This is a genomic window from Dokdonella fugitiva, assembly GCF_004342425.1.
GTDB lineage: Bacteria > Pseudomonadota > Gammaproteobacteria > Xanthomonadales > Rhodanobacteraceae > Dokdonella_A > Dokdonella_A fugitiva.
This window is the reverse complement of record NZ_SLWQ01000001.1, coordinates 275195-291760: the sequence shown is the minus strand read 5'-3', so window position 1 is coordinate 291760 and position 16566 is coordinate 275195. Positions and strand designations below refer to the sequence as shown.

17 protein-coding genes and 1 tRNA gene are annotated in these 16566 nt (G+C 70.2%); 10 read left to right on the top strand and 8 right to left on the bottom strand.

Going from position 1 to position 16566, the window contains the following annotated elements; genetic code table 11:
• Positions 1-76: 76 nt before the first annotated feature.
• On the bottom strand, positions 77-997 hold the full coding sequence (yedA, locus tag EV148_RS01190; RefSeq protein ID WP_131992245.1) for a drug/metabolite exporter YedA: 921 nt from the start codon (positions 995-997) through the stop codon (positions 77-79).
• A gap of 162 nt (positions 998-1159) precedes the next feature.
• Positions 1160-1447, bottom strand: coding sequence for a hypothetical protein (locus tag EV148_RS01185; RefSeq protein ID WP_131992242.1), 288 nt, complete (start codon positions 1445-1447; stop codon positions 1160-1162).
• Positions 1448-1637: 190 nt separating this feature from the next.
• Between EV148_RS01185 and EV148_RS01180 the strand changes: the two genes are divergently transcribed.
• Positions 1638-1967 carry a Rieske (2Fe-2S) protein gene (locus EV148_RS01180; protein ID WP_131992239.1) on the top strand — a complete coding sequence of 110 codons (330 nt, stop codon included), beginning with the start codon at positions 1638-1640 and terminating at the stop codon, positions 1965-1967.
• A 6-nt stretch (positions 1968-1973) separates the two neighbouring features.
• Here EV148_RS01180 and EV148_RS01175 read toward each other — a convergent pair whose 3' ends face one another.
• From EV148_RS01175 to EV148_RS01150, 6 genes are all read right to left on the bottom strand, one after another.
• A complete protein-coding gene (locus tag EV148_RS01175) occupies positions 1974-2342 on the bottom strand; it encodes a hypothetical protein (RefSeq protein WP_131992237.1) in 369 nt (122 codons plus the stop codon).
• Between the two features lie 100 nt (positions 2343-2442).
• Positions 2443-4293 carry an SLC13 family permease gene (locus EV148_RS01170; protein WP_182517137.1) on the bottom strand — a complete coding sequence of 617 codons (1851 nt, stop codon included), beginning with the start codon at positions 4291-4293 and terminating at the stop codon, positions 2443-2445.
• Between the two features lie 132 nt (positions 4294-4425).
• A complete protein-coding gene (gene trmB, locus EV148_RS01165) occupies positions 4426-5124 on the bottom strand; it encodes a tRNA (guanosine(46)-N7)-methyltransferase TrmB (protein ID WP_131992234.1) in 699 nt (232 codons plus the stop codon).
• A 75-nt stretch (positions 5125-5199) separates the two neighbouring features.
• Entirely contained in the window at positions 5200-6003 is an 804-nt protein-coding gene (locus EV148_RS01160) for a thiazole synthase (protein ID WP_131992231.1), read from the bottom strand.
• 80 nt (positions 6004-6083) lie between these two features.
• The gene (thiS, locus tag EV148_RS01155) at positions 6084-6284 is read right to left on the bottom strand and encodes a sulfur carrier protein ThiS (protein ID WP_131992228.1); all 201 of its coding nucleotides are present in this window, start codon (positions 6282-6284) and stop codon (positions 6084-6086) included.
• A gap of 104 nt (positions 6285-6388) precedes the next feature.
• A complete protein-coding gene (locus tag EV148_RS01150) occupies positions 6389-8680 on the bottom strand; it encodes a DUF6600 domain-containing protein (RefSeq protein WP_131992225.1) in 2292 nt (763 codons plus the stop codon).
• A 277-nt stretch (positions 8681-8957) separates the two neighbouring features.
• On the opposite strand from EV148_RS01150, the gene EV148_RS01145 reads away from it, so the two are divergent.
• The 9 genes from EV148_RS01145 to EV148_RS01105 all read left to right on the top strand — a co-directional run bounded on the left by EV148_RS01145 (position 8958) and on the right by EV148_RS01105 (position 16537).
• A tRNA-Gly gene (locus EV148_RS01145) sits at positions 8958-9031 on the top strand.
• 91 nt (positions 9032-9122) lie between these two features.
• Positions 9123-9626, top strand: a complete 504-nt coding sequence (locus EV148_RS01140; RefSeq protein ID WP_131992222.1) for an ATP-dependent zinc protease family protein — start codon at positions 9123-9125, stop codon at positions 9624-9626.
• A complete protein-coding gene (gene rimK, locus EV148_RS01135; RefSeq protein WP_131992219.1) occupies positions 9623-10537 on the top strand; it encodes a 30S ribosomal protein S6--L-glutamate ligase in 915 nt (304 codons plus the stop codon). Before EV148_RS01140 ends, rimK begins: the two co-directional genes overlap by 4 nt.
• Positions 10538-10658: 121 nt before the next feature.
• A complete protein-coding gene (locus EV148_RS01130; RefSeq protein ID WP_131992216.1) occupies positions 10659-11294 on the top strand; it encodes a hypothetical protein in 636 nt (211 codons plus the stop codon).
• Between the two features lie 102 nt (positions 11295-11396).
• The gene (locus EV148_RS01125) at positions 11397-11879 is read left to right on the top strand and encodes a hypothetical protein (RefSeq protein ID WP_131992213.1); all 483 of its coding nucleotides are present in this window, start codon (positions 11397-11399) and stop codon (positions 11877-11879) included.
• Positions 11880-11985: 106 nt separating this feature from the next.
• The gene (locus EV148_RS01120) at positions 11986-12381 is read left to right on the top strand and encodes a BlaI/MecI/CopY family transcriptional regulator (RefSeq protein WP_131992210.1); all 396 of its coding nucleotides are present in this window, start codon (positions 11986-11988) and stop codon (positions 12379-12381) included.
• Positions 12378-14153: a M56 family metallopeptidase gene (locus EV148_RS01115; protein WP_131992207.1), complete on the top strand. Its 1776-nt coding sequence runs from the start codon at positions 12378-12380 to the stop codon at positions 14151-14153. The genes EV148_RS01120 and EV148_RS01115 overlap by 4 nt, the downstream gene beginning before the upstream one ends.
• A 415-nt stretch (positions 14154-14568) precedes the next feature.
• Entirely contained in the window at positions 14569-15255 is a 687-nt protein-coding gene (locus EV148_RS01110; RefSeq protein ID WP_131992204.1) for a response regulator transcription factor, read from the top strand.
• Positions 15239-16537 (top strand): sensor histidine kinase, encoded by a 1299-nt coding sequence (locus tag EV148_RS01105; protein ID WP_131992201.1) that lies wholly within the window; start codon positions 15239-15241, stop codon positions 16535-16537. Before EV148_RS01110 ends, EV148_RS01105 begins: the two co-directional genes overlap by 17 nt.
• The last annotated feature ends 29 nt before the right edge of the window (positions 16538-16566 follow it).

Sequence of the window (16566 nt, the reverse complement as noted above, 5' to 3'; positions counted from 1 at the left end):
GGACTCAGCGAGCGCGGCACGCGCGACGGGATTTCGTCCCGTTCGCCCCTTGGCGCAGGTCCTCGGCGCGGCGGCGTTACGCCGCTCGCTCCCGCGCCAACGCGATCAACGCCACGCCGCCGAGGATCACTCCCATCGCGACGATGTCGAGGCCGTGCACGGCCTCGCCGCCGAACAGCGCTCCGACGAGCACCGCGACGGGCGGATTGACGTAGGCATAGCTCGTCGCGAGCGCGGGACGCACGGTGTTGAGCAGGTAGAGGTAGGCACTGAAGCCGATCAGCGAGCCGGCGATGGCGAGGTAGACGAGGGCGAGGTTCGCCGACAACGGCGGCGAAACCGGCAGGCGTTCGCCGATGAGCAGCGCGAACACGAGCAGCACGGCGCCGCCGGTGAGCATCTGCGCGGCGGTGTTCATCGCTGCGGGCGGCATGTCGCGGCGCTTGCTCCAGACCGAGCCGAACGCCCACGAGCCCGCGGCGACGACGAGCGCGATCGCACCGATCGGCGAACCGGCCATGCTGCCGCCGAGGTTGAGCAGGATCACGCCGGCGAACCCGACGCCGAGGCCGAGCCATTCGAGCCGGCGCGGCCAGTGGCCGTAGATGCCGCCGAAGATCGCGGCGAACAGCGGCATGCTCGCGACCGCGACCGCGGCGAGGCCGGAGGCGACGCTCTGCTCCGCATAGCAGACCAGGCCGTTGCCGAAGCCGAGCAGCATGACGCCGGTCGCTGCCGAGTTGAGCCATTGGCGCCGCGTCGGTGCGACCATGCCGCGCCAGCGCAGGAACGCGTAGAGCGCGCCGCCCGCGCAGAGGAAGCGCACCGCCGCCATCAGGAACGGCGGCCAGCTCGCCACTGCAACGCGGATCGCGAGGTAGGTCGAACCCCAGACGAAGTACAGCGACAGCAGCGCGAGCGGCACGAGCAGGCGTGGCCCGAACCATCGGGTCGGAGCGGAAGCGTCGAGGCGACCGCTGCGGGACAGGTCGTTCATGGTGGAAAGGTCTCGGATGAGGAGGCGACCGGGAATCCGCGGCCGCACGCGCCGGGTGCTCCCGCGCTCGTGCAGGCCGCGGTTGCGCCCGTGGTCAGGTATAGCGCCGGCGAGCTGACGCAGCGAGGCCCGCCGTGTGTCTATTTCATGGAGCCATCGGCATCAGGCGCCGCTCGGTGCCCGCTTGCGCGCCGGGCCGTCGGCGACCACGGTGAACTCACCCTCGATGACGCCGGGCCGTGCCGTGCTGCGCGCGGGCGCGGCCGCTGGTCGCGACGCCGCGCGCAGCGCGCGCCCGAGCGCGAACAGCGCGCCGCCGACGACGAGCACCGCGAAGGCGAATACGCCGACCGCGACGAGCCCGGCCACGAACACGATCGCGATCACCGCGGCGAGCAGGCGGGCGAGGGGATGGCGGGATTTCACGAGGCGAAGGCCGGCGTGCAACATGGGTACGACTCCGTGGACGGGATGCGGGCCGCTCCGGCCCGCTGACGCTGGCCAGGACGCCTCCTGGCGGACCTGAACCGCGCTGCCTTCCGGGCATGCCGGCGGTTCGTGTGCCAGAATGCGCGCCCTTCCGGACACGCCTTGCCCCAACATAGGGGCTGCTGGCCCGCCCCGACAAGTGCTGGATGCCATGGATCCTTCCGCGCCGCTGTGCCGGCTCGACGACATCGACGACGGCGGCGCGATCGCGGTGCAGGTGGACAGTTCGACCGGTGGTTTCGAACTGATCCTGTTGCGCCAGGGCGAGCGCGTCTTCGCGTACCACAACGAATGCCCGCACGCGGGCCGTCGCCTCGACTATGCGCCGGGGCGCTTCCTCGTCAGCGACGGCCGCCTCGTCTGTGCCGCCCACGGCGCGACATTCCGCGTCGTGGACGGTGCCTGCCTCGGCGGGCCGTGCAGCAACGGCCTTGCCGGGCTGCCGGTCGAAGTCGTCGACGGCAGCGTCCGCCTGCGCTGAGCGGCTTCAGTCGACCTGCACGCGCACGTCCTGGCGCGCGAGCTGGCCCGAGCCGCAGGCGAACACCGGCGTCGTGCCGAGGATCGAGCGGGTCGGGATGCGCGAGCCGGTGACGGTCGTCGGCGCGCTGAGCACGTCGATGCGATAGCGGCCGATGTCGGCGGGCGCGACGGCGTCGAAGCTGAAATCCGCCTTCGCGTCCGCGGCGCTGAACGCCGCCTGCCGCGTCTCGAGGTCGACGAGGCGGAGCACCGCCGAGCGCAGCGGGCGTCCGTCGGCAGCGTAGACCGTGCCGGTCACGCGACAACCATCGGCGAGCGCCGTGCCGCTGGAAGCGGAAGCGGCGAGAAGCACAACCAGGGCGTATCGGCTCATGGGGGCAGCACCTCCTGCATGGGGCGCGTCCGTGCGGTCGTGGTCTCCGCGCCGATCTTACGCCGGGCACGGGTTGCCGGTATTGCGCAAACGCGGCCGGTCAGGCGCGATCGAACCAGAAGTTCACGCTGGCGAGCAGGATCACGAGCATGAGGACGGTCAGCGGGATGCCGACGCGCAGGAAGTCGCGCGCGCGGTAGCCACCCGGGCCACTCACGATCATGATGACCGGGTTCGCGCTCGGCAGGATGAACGCATTCGAGGTCGATACCGCGACGACCAGGGCGTACAGCGCGGGGTTGCCGCCCGAGGCGAGCGCGACGTTGATCGCCATCGGCACCATCATCACGGTCGCGCCGACGTTCGACACGACCTGGGCGATGAGCAGCGTGAGCACGGCGACGACCGCCTGCAGGCCCCATTGCGGCCAGCCGCCGAGGTACTTCAGCACTTCCTGGGCGATCCACGCGGCGGCGCCGGTCGAGTCCATCGCCGCGCCGAGCGGGATCAGGCAGGCGAGGGTGAAGATCGTCTTCCAGTTGATCGCGCCGTACGCCTCGTCCATGTCGAGCACGCCGGTCAGCAGCATGCCTACGGCACCGACGAGCATCGCGATCGACAGCCTGAGGTCGGTGAACAGGCCCAGGCCCATCGCGATCGCGAAGAAGGTCGCGGCGTGCCAGATCTTGCTCGGCCGGTGCTCTTCCTTCGGGTAGTCGGTGACGACGACGAAGTCGCGCGACTCCGCCGTCTGCGCGAGGTCGCGCCAGAAGCTGTGCAGCACGAGCGTGTCGCCCGGGCGCAGCGCGACCTGGCGCACGTCCTCGCGGAACACCTGTTCGCCGCGGTTCACCGCGAGCACCGAGATCGCATAGGTCTTGCGCAGGCGCAGCTCGCCGACGGTCTTCTTGATCCAGGTCGAGTTGGGCGGGATCACGACTTCGGAGATGCCCGCGCGCGCGGGATTGAACAGGTCGGCGAAATTGCGCAGGCGCGACTGCACCTGGCACAGCTGCACGTTGGCGAAGTCGGCGACCGCCTCGCGCTTGCCGAGCACGCCGAGCACGCTGCCGACCCAGATCATCTGGTCGGCCGGCGGCGCGAGGCGCGCCTCGCTGCCGGTCTTGAGGGCGAGGATCAGCGGCGCGCCGCGCAACTGCTCGACTTCGGCGACGCTCATGCCGACCAGCGGGCTGTCGGTGGTGACGGTGAGTTCGAACACCTCGCCGTCGATGCCGTAGGTCTCGGCGAAGTAGGTCTCGGTGCGGCCCGGGGTGACCTTCTGCCGCTCCTCGTCGCCGGGCAGCAGCCGGCGCGTGAACAGCGCGAAGTAGGCGAGGCCACCGAGCAGCAGCGGCACGCCGACCGGCGCGATCGCGAACAGCGTGAAGGTCTGGATCGTCTGCGCGCCGGGCGGCAGGTTGCGGTTCGCGCTGACGATGAGGTCGTTGAGCAGGATCAGCGGCGAGTTGGAGATCATCGTCGTGTTCGTGCCGCACAGGATCATGCACGCCATCGGCAGCAGCAGCCGTTTCAGCGGCAGGCCGGTGCGCGCGCTGACGCGGCTGACCACGGGCAGGAACAGCGCCGACAGCGCCTGGCTCTGGATCACCGAGGACATCGACCCGACCATCGCGTTGACGAGCAGGGACACGCGCGATTCGACGCCGCCGGCGAGGCGCAGGATGAACGAGGCCGCCTTGTTGAGCACGCCGGTGCGGTCGAGCCCCGCGCCCATGATCATCACCGCGATCAGCGAGATCACCGCGTTGCCGGCGAAGCCGTCGAACAACTGGTCGACGGGCAGGAGGCGCGTGATGCCGATCACCACGATCACGAGCAGGGCGACGAGATCGGCGCGGATCCACTCGAGCACCAGCATGAGTACCGTGAACGCGAGCAGCGCGAACACGAGTGCCATGTTGGTGGTGAGGGTCAGGCCGGCATCCATTCTGGGCTCGGTGTCACTCGATCGGCGGCGAGCCGCGCTTCCCGGCGCGGCGTGGCGGCGAAGCGTCGTCGACGCGGCGCTGCCCGCCGGCCGTCGCCGCTGTTGCCGTTGTGTTGTCCGCGTCAGACACGCTCAGGTTCGTACATGGACGAAATCCCATACGCCATGGCCGAGCCGCAGGCCGCGGCGTTCGAAATGCGTCTCGATGCGCCACGGCGGGCGGACGGCCGGATCGGCATGCCCGGCGTCGACGCGCCAGTCCGGCGCGGCGGCGAGCACGTCCCGCATATGCTCGGCATAGTCGGCCCAGTCGGTCGCCAAATGCAAGCGTCCGCCCGCCTGCACGCGGCTCGCCAGCAGCGCGAGGAAGGCCGGCTGCACGAGCCGGCGCTTGTTGTGGCGCTTCTTGTGCCATGGGTCGGGGAAGTAGATGCGCACCTCGGCGAGCGAGGCGGGCGCGATCTCGCGCTCGAGCACCTCGACCGCGTCGTGGTTGTACAGCCTCACGTTGTCGACGCCCGCGTCGGCGAGCGCGTTCATGAGGCGGCCGACGCCGGGGCGATGCACCTCGACGCCGATGAAGTCGCGCGCCGGTTCGGCCCGGGCGGAATGCAGCAGCTGCTCGCCGTTGCCGAAACCGACCTCGAGCACGCGCGGTGCGTGGCGGCCGAACAGCGCATCGAGATCGCGCGGCGCGGTCGCGGCCGGGTCGACGTCGATGCCGTAGCGCGTCCAGTGCTCGTCGAACGCGCGCTGCTGCGCAGGCGTGAATCGCCCCTGGCGCAGCACGAAGCTGCGGATGCGCCGTTCGTGGCTGGCGGGTTCATCCATGCGCGGATGACCCACCGGCGTCTGCGTGGCGCGCGGGCGTGGTCGGGCGCGGCCGGGTGCGGATGGCCGGGCGCACTAGATCATTCCCTCGACCGGGCTCGATGCGGAGGCATGGCGCTTGCGCGGGATGCGCCCGGCGCGGAACGCGGCGCGCCCGGCCTCGACCGCGAGCTTCATCGCGTGCGCCATCAGCACCGGATCCTTCGCGCCCGCGATCGCGGTGTTCATGAGCACGCCGTCGCAGCCGAGCTCCATCGCGATCGACGCGTCGGAGGCGGTGCCGACGCCAGCGTCGACGATGACCGGCACCTTCGCGTTGTCGACGATCTCGAGCAGGTTCCAGCGGTTCTGCACGCCGAGGCCGGAGCCGATCGGCGCGGCAAGCGGCATCACCGCGACGCAGCCGATCTCCTCGAGGCGCCGCGCGAGGACCGGGTCGTCGCTCGTGTAGACCATCACCTGGAAGCCGTCGCGCACGAGTGTTTCGGCGGCCGCGAGCGTCTGCACGACGTCCGGGAACAGCGTCTTCTGGTCGCCGAGGACCTCGAGCTTGACCAGGGTGTGGCCGTCGAGCAGTTCGCGCGCGAGGCGACAGGTGCGCACCGCCTCGTCGGCGCTGTAGCAGCCTGCGGTGTTCGGCAGGATCGTGTAGCGGTCCGGCGGCAGCACGTCGAGCAGGTTCGGCGCGTCGCGGTCCTGCCCGATATTGGTGCGGCGGACCGCGACGGTGACGATCTCGGCGCCTGCGGCTTCCGTCGCGCGGCGCGTCTCGTCGAGGTCCTTGAACTTGCCGGTGCCGGTCAACAGGCGCGAACGATACGGTTTGCCCGCGATGACGAGCGTGTCGGTGGCAGGAGGCGAGTCGGCGAGGGCGGTCATGGCGTCGGAATCGAAGGGACGAACGCTTATTTTCGCCGATTCGCGCGCACCTGCGCACGGTGTCGTGGCGGAGGGTCCGCTCAGCCGCCGCCGATCGCGTGGACGATCTCGACGCGGTCGCCGTCGGCGAGCCGATGCCCGGCATGCCGGCTGCGCGGGACGATCTCGCGGTTGACCTCGACCGCGACGCGCCGGCCGGCGTAGCCGGCTTCGTCGAGCAATTGCGCGAGCGTGCAGTCGCCGGCAAGTTCGCGCCGCTCGCCGTTGAGGAGGATGTCCATGGTCCGATTGTAGCGGGGCATCCGCTGCGCCTTCACCTGGCCGCCGGCCTGATGCAGAAAAAGACGCCGCGCATGAAGCGCGGCGTCCGGTCTGCCCTTCGGCTTCAACGGCGGCGGTGGTCGTCGTCGTCCTTCTTGTCGCTCTGGCGCCGCTCCGGCGGCTGCGAGCGTTGCGGGGCCTGGCGCACTTCGCGCGGCGGGGGCGCCTGGCGCATCTGTGGTGCCTCGCGCACTTCACGCTGCGGCGGCGCCTGGCGCATCTGCGGTGCCTCGCGCACTTCGCGCTGCGGCGGGGCCTGGCGCATCTGCGGCGCCTCGCGCACTTCGCGCTGCGGCGGGGCCTGGCGCATCTGCGGTGCCTCGCGCACTTCGCGCTGCGGCGGGGCCTGGCGCATCTGCGGCGCCTCGCGCACTTCGCGCTGCGGCGGTGCCTGGCGCATCTGCGGCGCCTCGCGCACTTCGCGCTGCGGCGTCACCTGGCGCGTCTGTGGTGCCTCGCGTTGCGGCATCTGGCGCGACTGCGGGGCTTCACGCGTTTCGCGTTGCGGTGGCGCCTGGCGTGCCTGCGGTGCTTCGCGCTGCGGCAATACCGACCGCTCTGCAGCGGCATTGCCGCGCGGCTGCGCGCGCTCGCCGTGCGGTGCGAAGCGCGACGACGGCAGGCCGCGCTCGGGTTGCGGCACGCGAGCATTCTCGCCACGCGGCGCCACGGCGGGCGCATTGCCGCGCGGGTTGGCCGGATTGGCCGGCGCGGCGCGCCCCGCTGCCGGCTGGCGCGCCGCGGCGGCGCCACGCGTCGGCAGCGGCGGCGGTGGCGTCGCGCCACGCCCCTCGCCGACGACCTGCACGCGGCGGGCGGCCGCGGGCTGCGCGGCGGCCGTGCGCGCGGCGAGCTGGCGTTGTTCGTCGCGCGCCAGCGGCTGCGCGTTGTTGCGCTGGATCGCCTGCACGCGCGCCGCCGTCGCGATCGGCTGCGGCGGGGGCGCGGTGCGCGCGATCACGCGGCGGTCGATCGCCGCGGCCTGCGGCACGGCGCGCGCGCGCTGCGCGTTCGCGGCGACGAAGCTCGCCGGCGTCGGCGCGATCGCGAGCCGGCTCGCCACCTGGGCGGTGCGCAGCTGCGCCGGATTGACCTGCACGCGCGACGCGGCGACCGGCCGCGCGCCGACGAACACGTCACGCGACACCGCGGTGACCGCCTGCACGTTGTTGCGGTAGGCGTACTGCGTGCCGGTGATGGGGCGGCCGGCCGAGTAGTTGTTGTACACGTTCGTGATGTAGGTATTGTTGATCACGGTCGTGTTGCGCACGTTGACGTTGTGGAAGTAGTCGCGCGAAGCGCGGTACCACGGCACGTAGACGTCACGCGGGCCGAGCGGGAACCAGCCGATCGGGCCGCCGCCGACCGAGATGCTCGCGCCCCAGCCACCGCCACCGACGAAGGCGACCAGCGCCGGCGCGTACACCGCGCGCACGTGGCGCGGACCCGGGCACCAGCCCCAGCGGTTGCGCGCGTAGACCCAGCGGCCGTAGTGGAACGGCGCGAAGCCCCATGCCGCGTTGTCGATCCAGGTCCAGCCCCAAGGGTCGACCCACGACCAGTGGCCGTAGCGGTACGGTGCCCAGCCGACCGACACCGAGGTCGGATACCAGACGCTGCCGTACTCGCGATCGTCTTCCCACGAACCGGCTTCGTCGAGGTCGGCGTAACCGATCATGTCGTCGGCGACGTAGCGGCTCGACACCGAGCGCTGGTAGCGCTGGTTGCGCGAGGCGACCCAGTTGTCGAAGTCGTCGGCGCGCGGCAGGTCGAGCACTTCGTAGTCGTGCAGCGCGGAATCGTTGAAGCGGTACGAGTTGCCCGCGCGCACGCCGTAGCTCGCGTTGTTCTCGCCGTACACGTCGCCGGCGCCGTCGAACACGGTGACCATCGTCGAATCGCCCTGCGGCGAGATGTCGATGCGGTACTCGCCCGGCTCGCTGACGACGAACGCGAGCGTCGGGGTGTCGACCTCGTAGCTCTCGCCACGCTCGAGCCGGCGCACGCGCAGGCTGAGGACGCCCTCGGTGAGCTCGACCTGGGCGATCTCGTCGTCGAGGTTGAGCAGGCTGAAGGTCGTGCGCTCGTCGATGCGCATGACCGCCGCGCCGGCCTCGAACTCGGCGCGCGAATCCCGATCGGTGTAAACCTTGTCGCCGGTGCCGAGCGGACGGTTCAGCGACGCCTCGACCCAGCGATCGTCGCCCGCCGGCTGGAAGCTCACTTCACCGCGCAGGAACCCGACGCGCGCGACACGCTCGGGTGGGTCCGCCAGCGCGGCGCCCGCAAACGCGCCGAGCACGGTTGCGAGTGCGGCGGCGCACCACGCACGTGGAAAGAAATGCTTCGTGTACATCGATGGTCTCCATGGAGCCTACGCCGACCCCGGCCGCGGTGGGACCGTCATTCCCCCAGTGCATCGGCCGCCCGAAGTCGACAGGCGGGAGAAGTATCCGCCGAACGAGGCTGAATGCCGACTTTCCGCAGCGGGGTGCTTACGCTTCCTCACACCGGCGCTGAACGCGCATTCAGCCGCCCCGCGTGGCCGGCGGTCCGGCGCCCGCTTGTCGGCGTGCGACGCCGCCGCTACGCTTCGCCGACGCCGGTGCGCGTGCGCACCGCGGGTTGTCTGCGCGGGTGTAGCTCAATGGTAGAGCTGTAGCTTCCCAAGCTACTGACGAGGGTTCGATTCCCTTCACCCGCTCCATCCGATCGCGTTCGGCGCGCGCGCCGACACGTCGGTTCCATTGCCGCGATGCCGTCGCACCGGCAGCGATGCGCCGTCCGAGGTTCCGCACGTGTCCCCCCAAGACGCCCCGACCACCGCCGCGTCGCCGGTCGCCGTCCGCACCAGCCTGGGCTGGCGCGAGCGGGTGTCGCTGCCCGGCCTCGGCATCGGGTCGATCAAGGCCAAGCTCGACAGCGGCGCGCGCTCGTCGTCGCTGCACGTCGAGGCGATCGAGACCTTTCACGCCGGCGGCGTGCTGCAGGTGCGTTTCGTGGTGCGGTTGCGGCGCAAGCTGGAACGCTACGCATCGTGCGCGGCGCCCGTGCTCGACCGCCGCCACGTGACCGATTCGGGCGGGCACCGCAGCGAGCGCTGGTTCATCGCCACCGAGGTGGAGATCGCCGGCCAGCGCTTCGCCACTGAAATGAACCTGTCCGATCGCGGCGCGATGATGTTCCCGCTGCTGCTCGGCCGCTCGGCGATCGCCGGGCGGTTCCGCATCGATCCGGACCTTTCCTATACCTGCCCGCGCCCGCCGCGGGTCCCGACCGGTCACTCGCCGCTCCGCGCATGAAGATCGCCATCCTGTCGCGCAACGCGCGCCTGTATTCCACCCTTCGCCTGGTCGAGGCGGCGCGCGCGCGCGGCCACAGCGTGCGCGTGCTCGATCCGCTGCGCTGCTACATGCGCATCGCCGCCGGGGCCTTCGAGATCCACTGCAAGGGGCGCGCGCTGCGCGGCTTCGACGCGGTGATACCGCGCATCGGTGCGTCGATCACGTTCTACGGCACCGCGGTCGTGCGCCAGTTCGAGATGATGGGCGTGCACACGCCCAATTCGTCCGACGCGATCCTGCGCGCGCGTGACAAGCTGCGCGCGCTGCAACTGCTCGCGCGCGAGGGCATCGAACTGCCGGTGACCGTGTTCGGCGACAACCCCGACGACACGCGCGACCTGCTGACGATGCTCGGCGAGCCGCCGCACGTGATCAAGCTCAACGAAGGCGCGCAGGGCCAGGGCGTGATGCTCGCGGAGAAGCGCGGCGCGGCGCTCGGCATGATCGAGGCGTTCCGCAGCCTGTACGCGAACTTCCTCGTGCAGGAGTTCATCCGCGAGGCGGACGGCGCGGACCTCCGCTGCTTCGTGGTCGGCGACCGGGTGGTGGCGGCGATGCGCCGGCAGGCGCCGGAAGGGGACTTCCGCGCCAACATCCACCGCGGCGGCAGCGCGAGCGCGGTGACGCTGTCGGAGGCGGAGCGCGCGACCGCGGTGCGCGCGGCGCAGGTCATGGGCCTCGGCGTCGCCGGCGTCGACCTGCTGCGCTCCGCGCGGGGGCCGCTCGTGCTCGAGGTGAATTCGTCGCCCGGGCTGGAAGGCATCGAGGCGGCCAGCGGCGTCGACGTCGCCGGCGCCATCATCGAGTTCCTCGAGCAGGGGCGCGGACCGCAACGGCGCCCGCCCCGTCGTGTAGCACGAAAAAAATAGTACGACAGCACTCGTTGACACGCGCGCGCGGGGTTCCTAGGATAGGCGCGTGCTCCTCCGCCGCCTGGCGCCGCGAGCGATCCGCGCGGACAGCCGCGCCACGAAAACGAGGGGTAGTCGCATGAAACCGATGATCACGATGCTGTGCGCTGGCGCGCTGGCATGTCTCGCGGGCACGATCCAGGCCAAGGAATCCAGCTACCGGCAGGCGACGAACGCCGACAGCGCCGACACGTTCCAGCAGGTCGTCACCTGGGTCCACGACGAGATGAAGGCGGGTGGCCGCTACGCCTCGCTCGATCCGGCCGATCGCGTGGCGCTGGATGCGAAGTTCGCGCGTATGCAGGATCTTTTCGACAGGAACGGCTCGATCGACCGCATGCGCGCGGAAGACAAGATCGCGCTGTACAACACGCAGGAAGAAGTCAACGCGATGCTCGCCACGCATGACAGCATGCTGGCCGAGCAGGCAGGCCCGGCGACGAGCCGCATGACCCGCGCGGTCGCCAAGGTCAATCGCGAGAACGACCGCGTGATCTGCGAGCGCCGCACCAAGGCCGGCTCGCACATCATGGAAACGTACTGCCACACCAACGCACAGGCCAAGGAAGCGCGTCGCGAGACGCAACGCCAGATGGATACCTGGGCCCACTCGCAGTGCACCGGCAGCGCGCCGAACCGCGGCGAGGGCGGATGCGGCATCCCGCACATGCTCACCGCGACGCAGCGCCTCCAGCTCACCTCCGGCGGGCGCTGAACCCTTCCCGATACCCGCCGCGTGCGGTGATTCCATCCGGTGCCCCGTCCGCCCGGCGGGCAGGGCGCCCCCACCCAGTTCCGTTCCGGAGAACCTGTTGTGATGAAGCCCGTTCTTTCGTTCGCCTTCGCCGTCGCCGTCCTCCTGTCGCTGCCGCTCGCGGCCAAGGACAGGATCGACCCCGCCGTCAACGCCAGCAGCAAGACCGCGTTCGAGACGGTTTCCAGCTGGGTGCGCAAGCAGATGGACGCGGGCGGCCGTTACTCGTACGTGACGCCGGACGAGCGCAGCCGGGTCAACGCGCGCCTCGACGAGATGGAGCGCCTGTTCGGTGACAAGACCGAGGTGTCGCAGATGAGCGACGCCGACAAGACGGCGATGTTCAACAAGCAGGAAGAGGTCAATGCCATCCTCGCCAAGCGCGACAACGAGCGCCTGATCTGCAAGAACGAGAAGCCGATCGGCTCGAACATCCCGGTCAAGACCTGCCAGACCGCGGGCGAGATCGAGGCGCGCCGGCGCAACGATTCGCAGTACCTGCGACGCACGCAGAACACGCCGCAGCTGAAGTCCGGCGGCGGCTGATCCGGTCCCACCGCCCGCTCCGGTCCCGGCCGGGGCGGGCGGTCTGGCATTCGGACCGGGATCGTGTAGTCTTCTCGTACGAAGGGACTGCGACTAGGTGAGCACCGTGTCCAAGACCGAAAACCTGCCCAAGCCCACCGAGGCCGAACTCGGCATCCTCAACGTGCTGTGGGAACGCGGGCCGAGTACGGTGCGCGACGTCCACGAAGCGCTCTATCGCGACGAAGGCGCCGGCTATACGACGGCGTTGAAGCTGCTGCAGATCATGCACTGCAAGGGTCTGGTGCTGCGCGACGATTCCGAACGCGCGCACGTGTTCCGCGCCGCGGTGAGCAAGGAGCGCACGCAGAAGCGCTTCGTCCTCGACATGGTGCAGCGCGTGTTCGACGGCTCGCCCTCGCAGCTCGTGCTGCAGGCGCTCGGCGGCCGTCCCAAGGCGACGCGCGAGGAGCTCGACGAGATCCGCGCGCTGCTCGACAAGCTCGAAGGCACGCAGTCATGAGCGCCGCGCTGCCGTGGATTCATGCGCTGGGTTGGACCCTGGTGCATTTTCTCTGGCAGGGACTGGTCATCGGTGCCGGCTATGCCGCGGCGCGCGCGCTGTTGCCGAAATCGCACTGCAATGCACGCTACGCGGTCGGCCTCGCGGCGCTCGCGCTGCTGGCGCTGTGGCCACTTGCCACGCTCGTCATGTTGCGTCCACAGGGCACGGTCGAGGTCGCGTTCGGCGCGCCTGCGGCCGCGGTCGCCGCGGTTGCCCAGGCGCAGGCATTCGACCTTGCCGCGAGCATCGATCGCGCACTGCCGTGGCTCGTCCTGCTCTGGCTTGCCGGCGTGCTCGGCGTGGCCGGGCGCGCGTTGCACCAATGGCGGCGCTTCTCGCGCATCGCGCGGCGATGGGCCGAGTCGAGCCCGGAACTCGACGCGATGCTGGTCGCGCTCACGCGTCGTTTCGGCTTCGTGCGACGCGTGCGCGTACTCGTTTCCGAACGCATCGACACGCCGATGCTGCTCGGCTGGCTGCGTCCGGTCGTGCTGCTGCCGACGGCGGTCGCGCTCGGTTTTCCACGCCAGCAAGTGGAACTGATTCTCGCTCACGAACTCGGCCACCTGCGTCGTTACGATCATCTGGTCAACCTCGCCCAGGCCGTGATCGAGACGCTGCTGTTCTACCACCCGGTCGTGCACTGGATTTCGCGCGAAGTGCGCAACGAGCGCGAGCTGTGCTGCGACGCGCTGGTCCTGCGCCTCGTCCGCGGCGAACCGCGCGAATACGCACGCACGCTCGCGGCGCTGGAGGAACTGCGCCAGACCGCCGCGCCGGTCGTGCTCGCCGCGAGCGGCGGCCAGCTGGTCGAACGCGTGCGCCGCATCGTCGGCCTGCCCGCGCCGCGCGCGACCGCGCAGGCGCGCCATCCGGGGCGCTGGCTGCTGATCGGCACGGCGTTCATCGGCGCGCTGCTCGTCGCGCAACGGATCGAACGTTCGCATCGCGTGTTCAGCCCGCAGGCACTGGCGGTCGACTGGATCCGTTCGGCCGACGTGCGCACGCTGCCGTTCGCGGCGCTGTCGTTGCCGTACGAGCGCCCGCGCCTGCGGCTCGCGCCCGTGACCCCACCGGAACCCGAACCTGCCGTGACGAGCACGCCCGCGCCTTCGCTGGTGGCCGCAGGCGCGGGCGCCGGCGCGGCATCGCGCGAAGCGGTGCCGGCCGCACCGGCCACCACGACCGCGTCCGAACCCGAGGCGCTGGCGAGCGTGCCTGCGACGCCCGCGCCGGCACGGCCGCTCGAACGCAGCCTGCCGGCCGAGCCGGCCACGGCCCCGGCGTCCACGGTCGCCCGCCCGGCCACGGATGTCGCCGCGGCACCGGTCGAGCCGGTCGCGGCACCGCAGGTGACGAAGCCGCCGGTCGCCACCTATGTCGTCGCGCCGAGTTTCCCGAACTACTACGCGACGCAGAGCGGACGCGTCGAGGCGTCGTTCTCGATCGCACCCGACGGAACGGTCAAGGACATCGAGTTCCTGGGCGGCCAGAACGGCGCTTTCGAGCGTGCCGCGGAGCGCGCGCTGCGCCAGTGGCGCTTCGATCCGGCGAGCCTGCCGGACCATCCGATGCGCTACACGCAGGCGTTCGTGTTCGCGCCGAAGGGGCGGACGACGCATGAGGAATGCGTGCAATCGACCGGTTCGTTGATCTGCCGCGACCCGGCGGAAGGGCGCCCGGCCCAGGTGTCCAACGTGAACAGCTGGCCGCCGAAGACCGGCGGTTAACACAAGGCTCAGAGTGCTTTAACGATCGTTTAATCAATGCCTGCCTATAGTCGATCGCACTGTAGTTCTGCTCGACACTCCTAAGTCAGGTCTGGTGACTGGCAGAGTACGGTAATCGGGGCAGTAGCTTTTTTGGCCCAAGCGAGGTGTGTTCCCCCAATGACACCTCCTTGGGCCATTTTCTTTTGTTTTTGCGATCCATCCCGGATCGCAGGACCCTCGAAACAGGCGCCGGATTGAAGTCACGGCCTTCGTTGGAGTCCAGAAGCGGCCATCCTGGCCGCACTGTCCAACGACAGCACGCTCCGTGCGATGGCGCCCGTTGGGCTTTCGTGCAATCGCCCCCAATTTTCCGAAACTTCCTTCGCGCCGTTGCGCTCCGCATCGGCTGATCCACGCGTTAAAGTAGACACCCATGCGTATTCTGGTCATCGAAGACAACAGCGACATCGCAGCGAACATCGGCGACTTCCTCGCCGACAAGGGCCATGTGGTCGACTTCGCGGGCGATGGCGTCACCGGCCTGCACCTCGCCGTCGTCAACGACTTCGACGTGATCGTGCTCGACCTCGGCCTGCCCGGCATGGATGGCCTCGAGGTCTGCCGCAAGCTGCGCCAGGAAGCGAAGCGGCAGACGCCCGTGCTCATGCTCACCGCGCGCGATTCGCTCGACAACAAGCTCACCGGCTTCGAGTCCGGCGCCGACGACTACATGGTCAAGCCGTTCGCGCTGCAGGAACTCGCCGCGCGCCTCGAAGTGCTCGGTCGCCGCGGCAAGGGCGGCAAGAGCCGCGTGCTTCAGCTCGCCGACCTCACCTACAACCTCGACACGCTGACGATCAGCCGCGCCGGCAAGCAGATCACGCTCAATCCGATCGGCCTCAAGCTGCTGCAGTCGCTGATGGAAGCCGCCCCGTCGGTGGTGACGCGCCAGGAGCTCGAGACGCGCGTGTGGGGCGAGGAACTGCCCGACAGCGATTCGCTGCGCGTGCACATCCACGGGTTGCGTGCCCAGATCGACAAGCCGTTCGACAAGGCGCTGATCCAGACCCGCCACGGCATCGGCTACCGCATGGTCGATCCGGATGCGCTACCGGCGTAGGCTCCGTTCACGCATCATCATTTCCTTCGCGCTGTTCGGGCTCGGCCTGACCGCGCTGTTCGCCGTCGCGACGGTGTACATGCGCACGCGGCTGGAAGACCAGCTCGTCAATACGACGCTCGAGCGCGAACTGCGCCATTTCGTCGACTTCAAGCGCGAGAACCTTTCGCCCGACGCGCAGTTCCCGATGTCGCTGATCCAGCTGCAGATCGTGCGTGCCGGTCGCACCGCGACCGTGCCGCTGGCCTGGCAGAGCTTCGAGGCCGGGGTCTACGACATCGAGGACATCGGCCGCGAGGGCAAGACGCGGCCGTACAAGCTCGCGGTGTACAAGGACGCGGATTTCTGGGCCTACCTGCGCTTCGACGTCAGCACGCAGAAGCTCGGCGAACGGCAACTGCTGACCGTGCTCGCCGCGTCGGTGCTCGCCTTCGCGGTGCTCTCGCTGCTGATCGGCTTCTGGCTGTCGGCGCGGGTGATGAGCCCTGTCATCGAACTCGCCAACCGCGTGCGCGCGATGAGTCGCTCGGGCCGGCCTGAACTGCTGAAGGCGCATTTCGCCGACGACGAGGTCGGCCAGCTCGCCGCCGCGCTCGACGACTACTCGACGCGCCTGACCGAAATGGTCCAGCGCGACCGCGAGTTCAACGCGGACGTGAGCCACGAACTGCGCACGCCGCTCGCGGTGATCGCGAGCACGACCGAGCTGCTGCAGGGCTCGCCCGAGCTCACCGACAAGCTGCGCGAGCGCCTGCGCCGGATCGAGCGCGCGGTGCGCCAGTCGAGCGAGCTCATCGATGCGCTGCTGCTGCTGTCGAGGCGCGAACGCCAGGCGCCGACCGACGGCGAGACGACCGACGTCGCGCGCGTGGTCGAGCAGGTCGTCGACGCGCAGCGCCCGCACGTCGCCAACAAGCCGGTCGAGGTGCGGGTGGAGATCGAGCAGCCGCTCGAGACCGTGGCGCCGTCCTCGGTCGTCGCGGTCGCGCTGAGCAACCTCATCGGCAACGCGTTCAAGTACACGCAGGCGGGCGAAGTCATCGTCACGGTCGGCCATGGCCGCGTGACGGTCGAGGACACCGGTCCGGGCATCAAGCCGGAGGACGCCGACAAGCTGTTCGAGCGCGGCGTGCGCGGCACCACCGTCGGCAAGGGCGGCGGGCTCGGCCTCGCGATCGTGCGTCGCCTGTGCGAACTCTACGGCTGGCACGTCTCGCTCGCGCCGCGCCCACAGGGCGGCGCCACGGCGACGCTGGAGTTCGTCGGCACGCGCCCGGGTTAGGCCCCGCGTTCGCCCGTCGGGAGCCATGC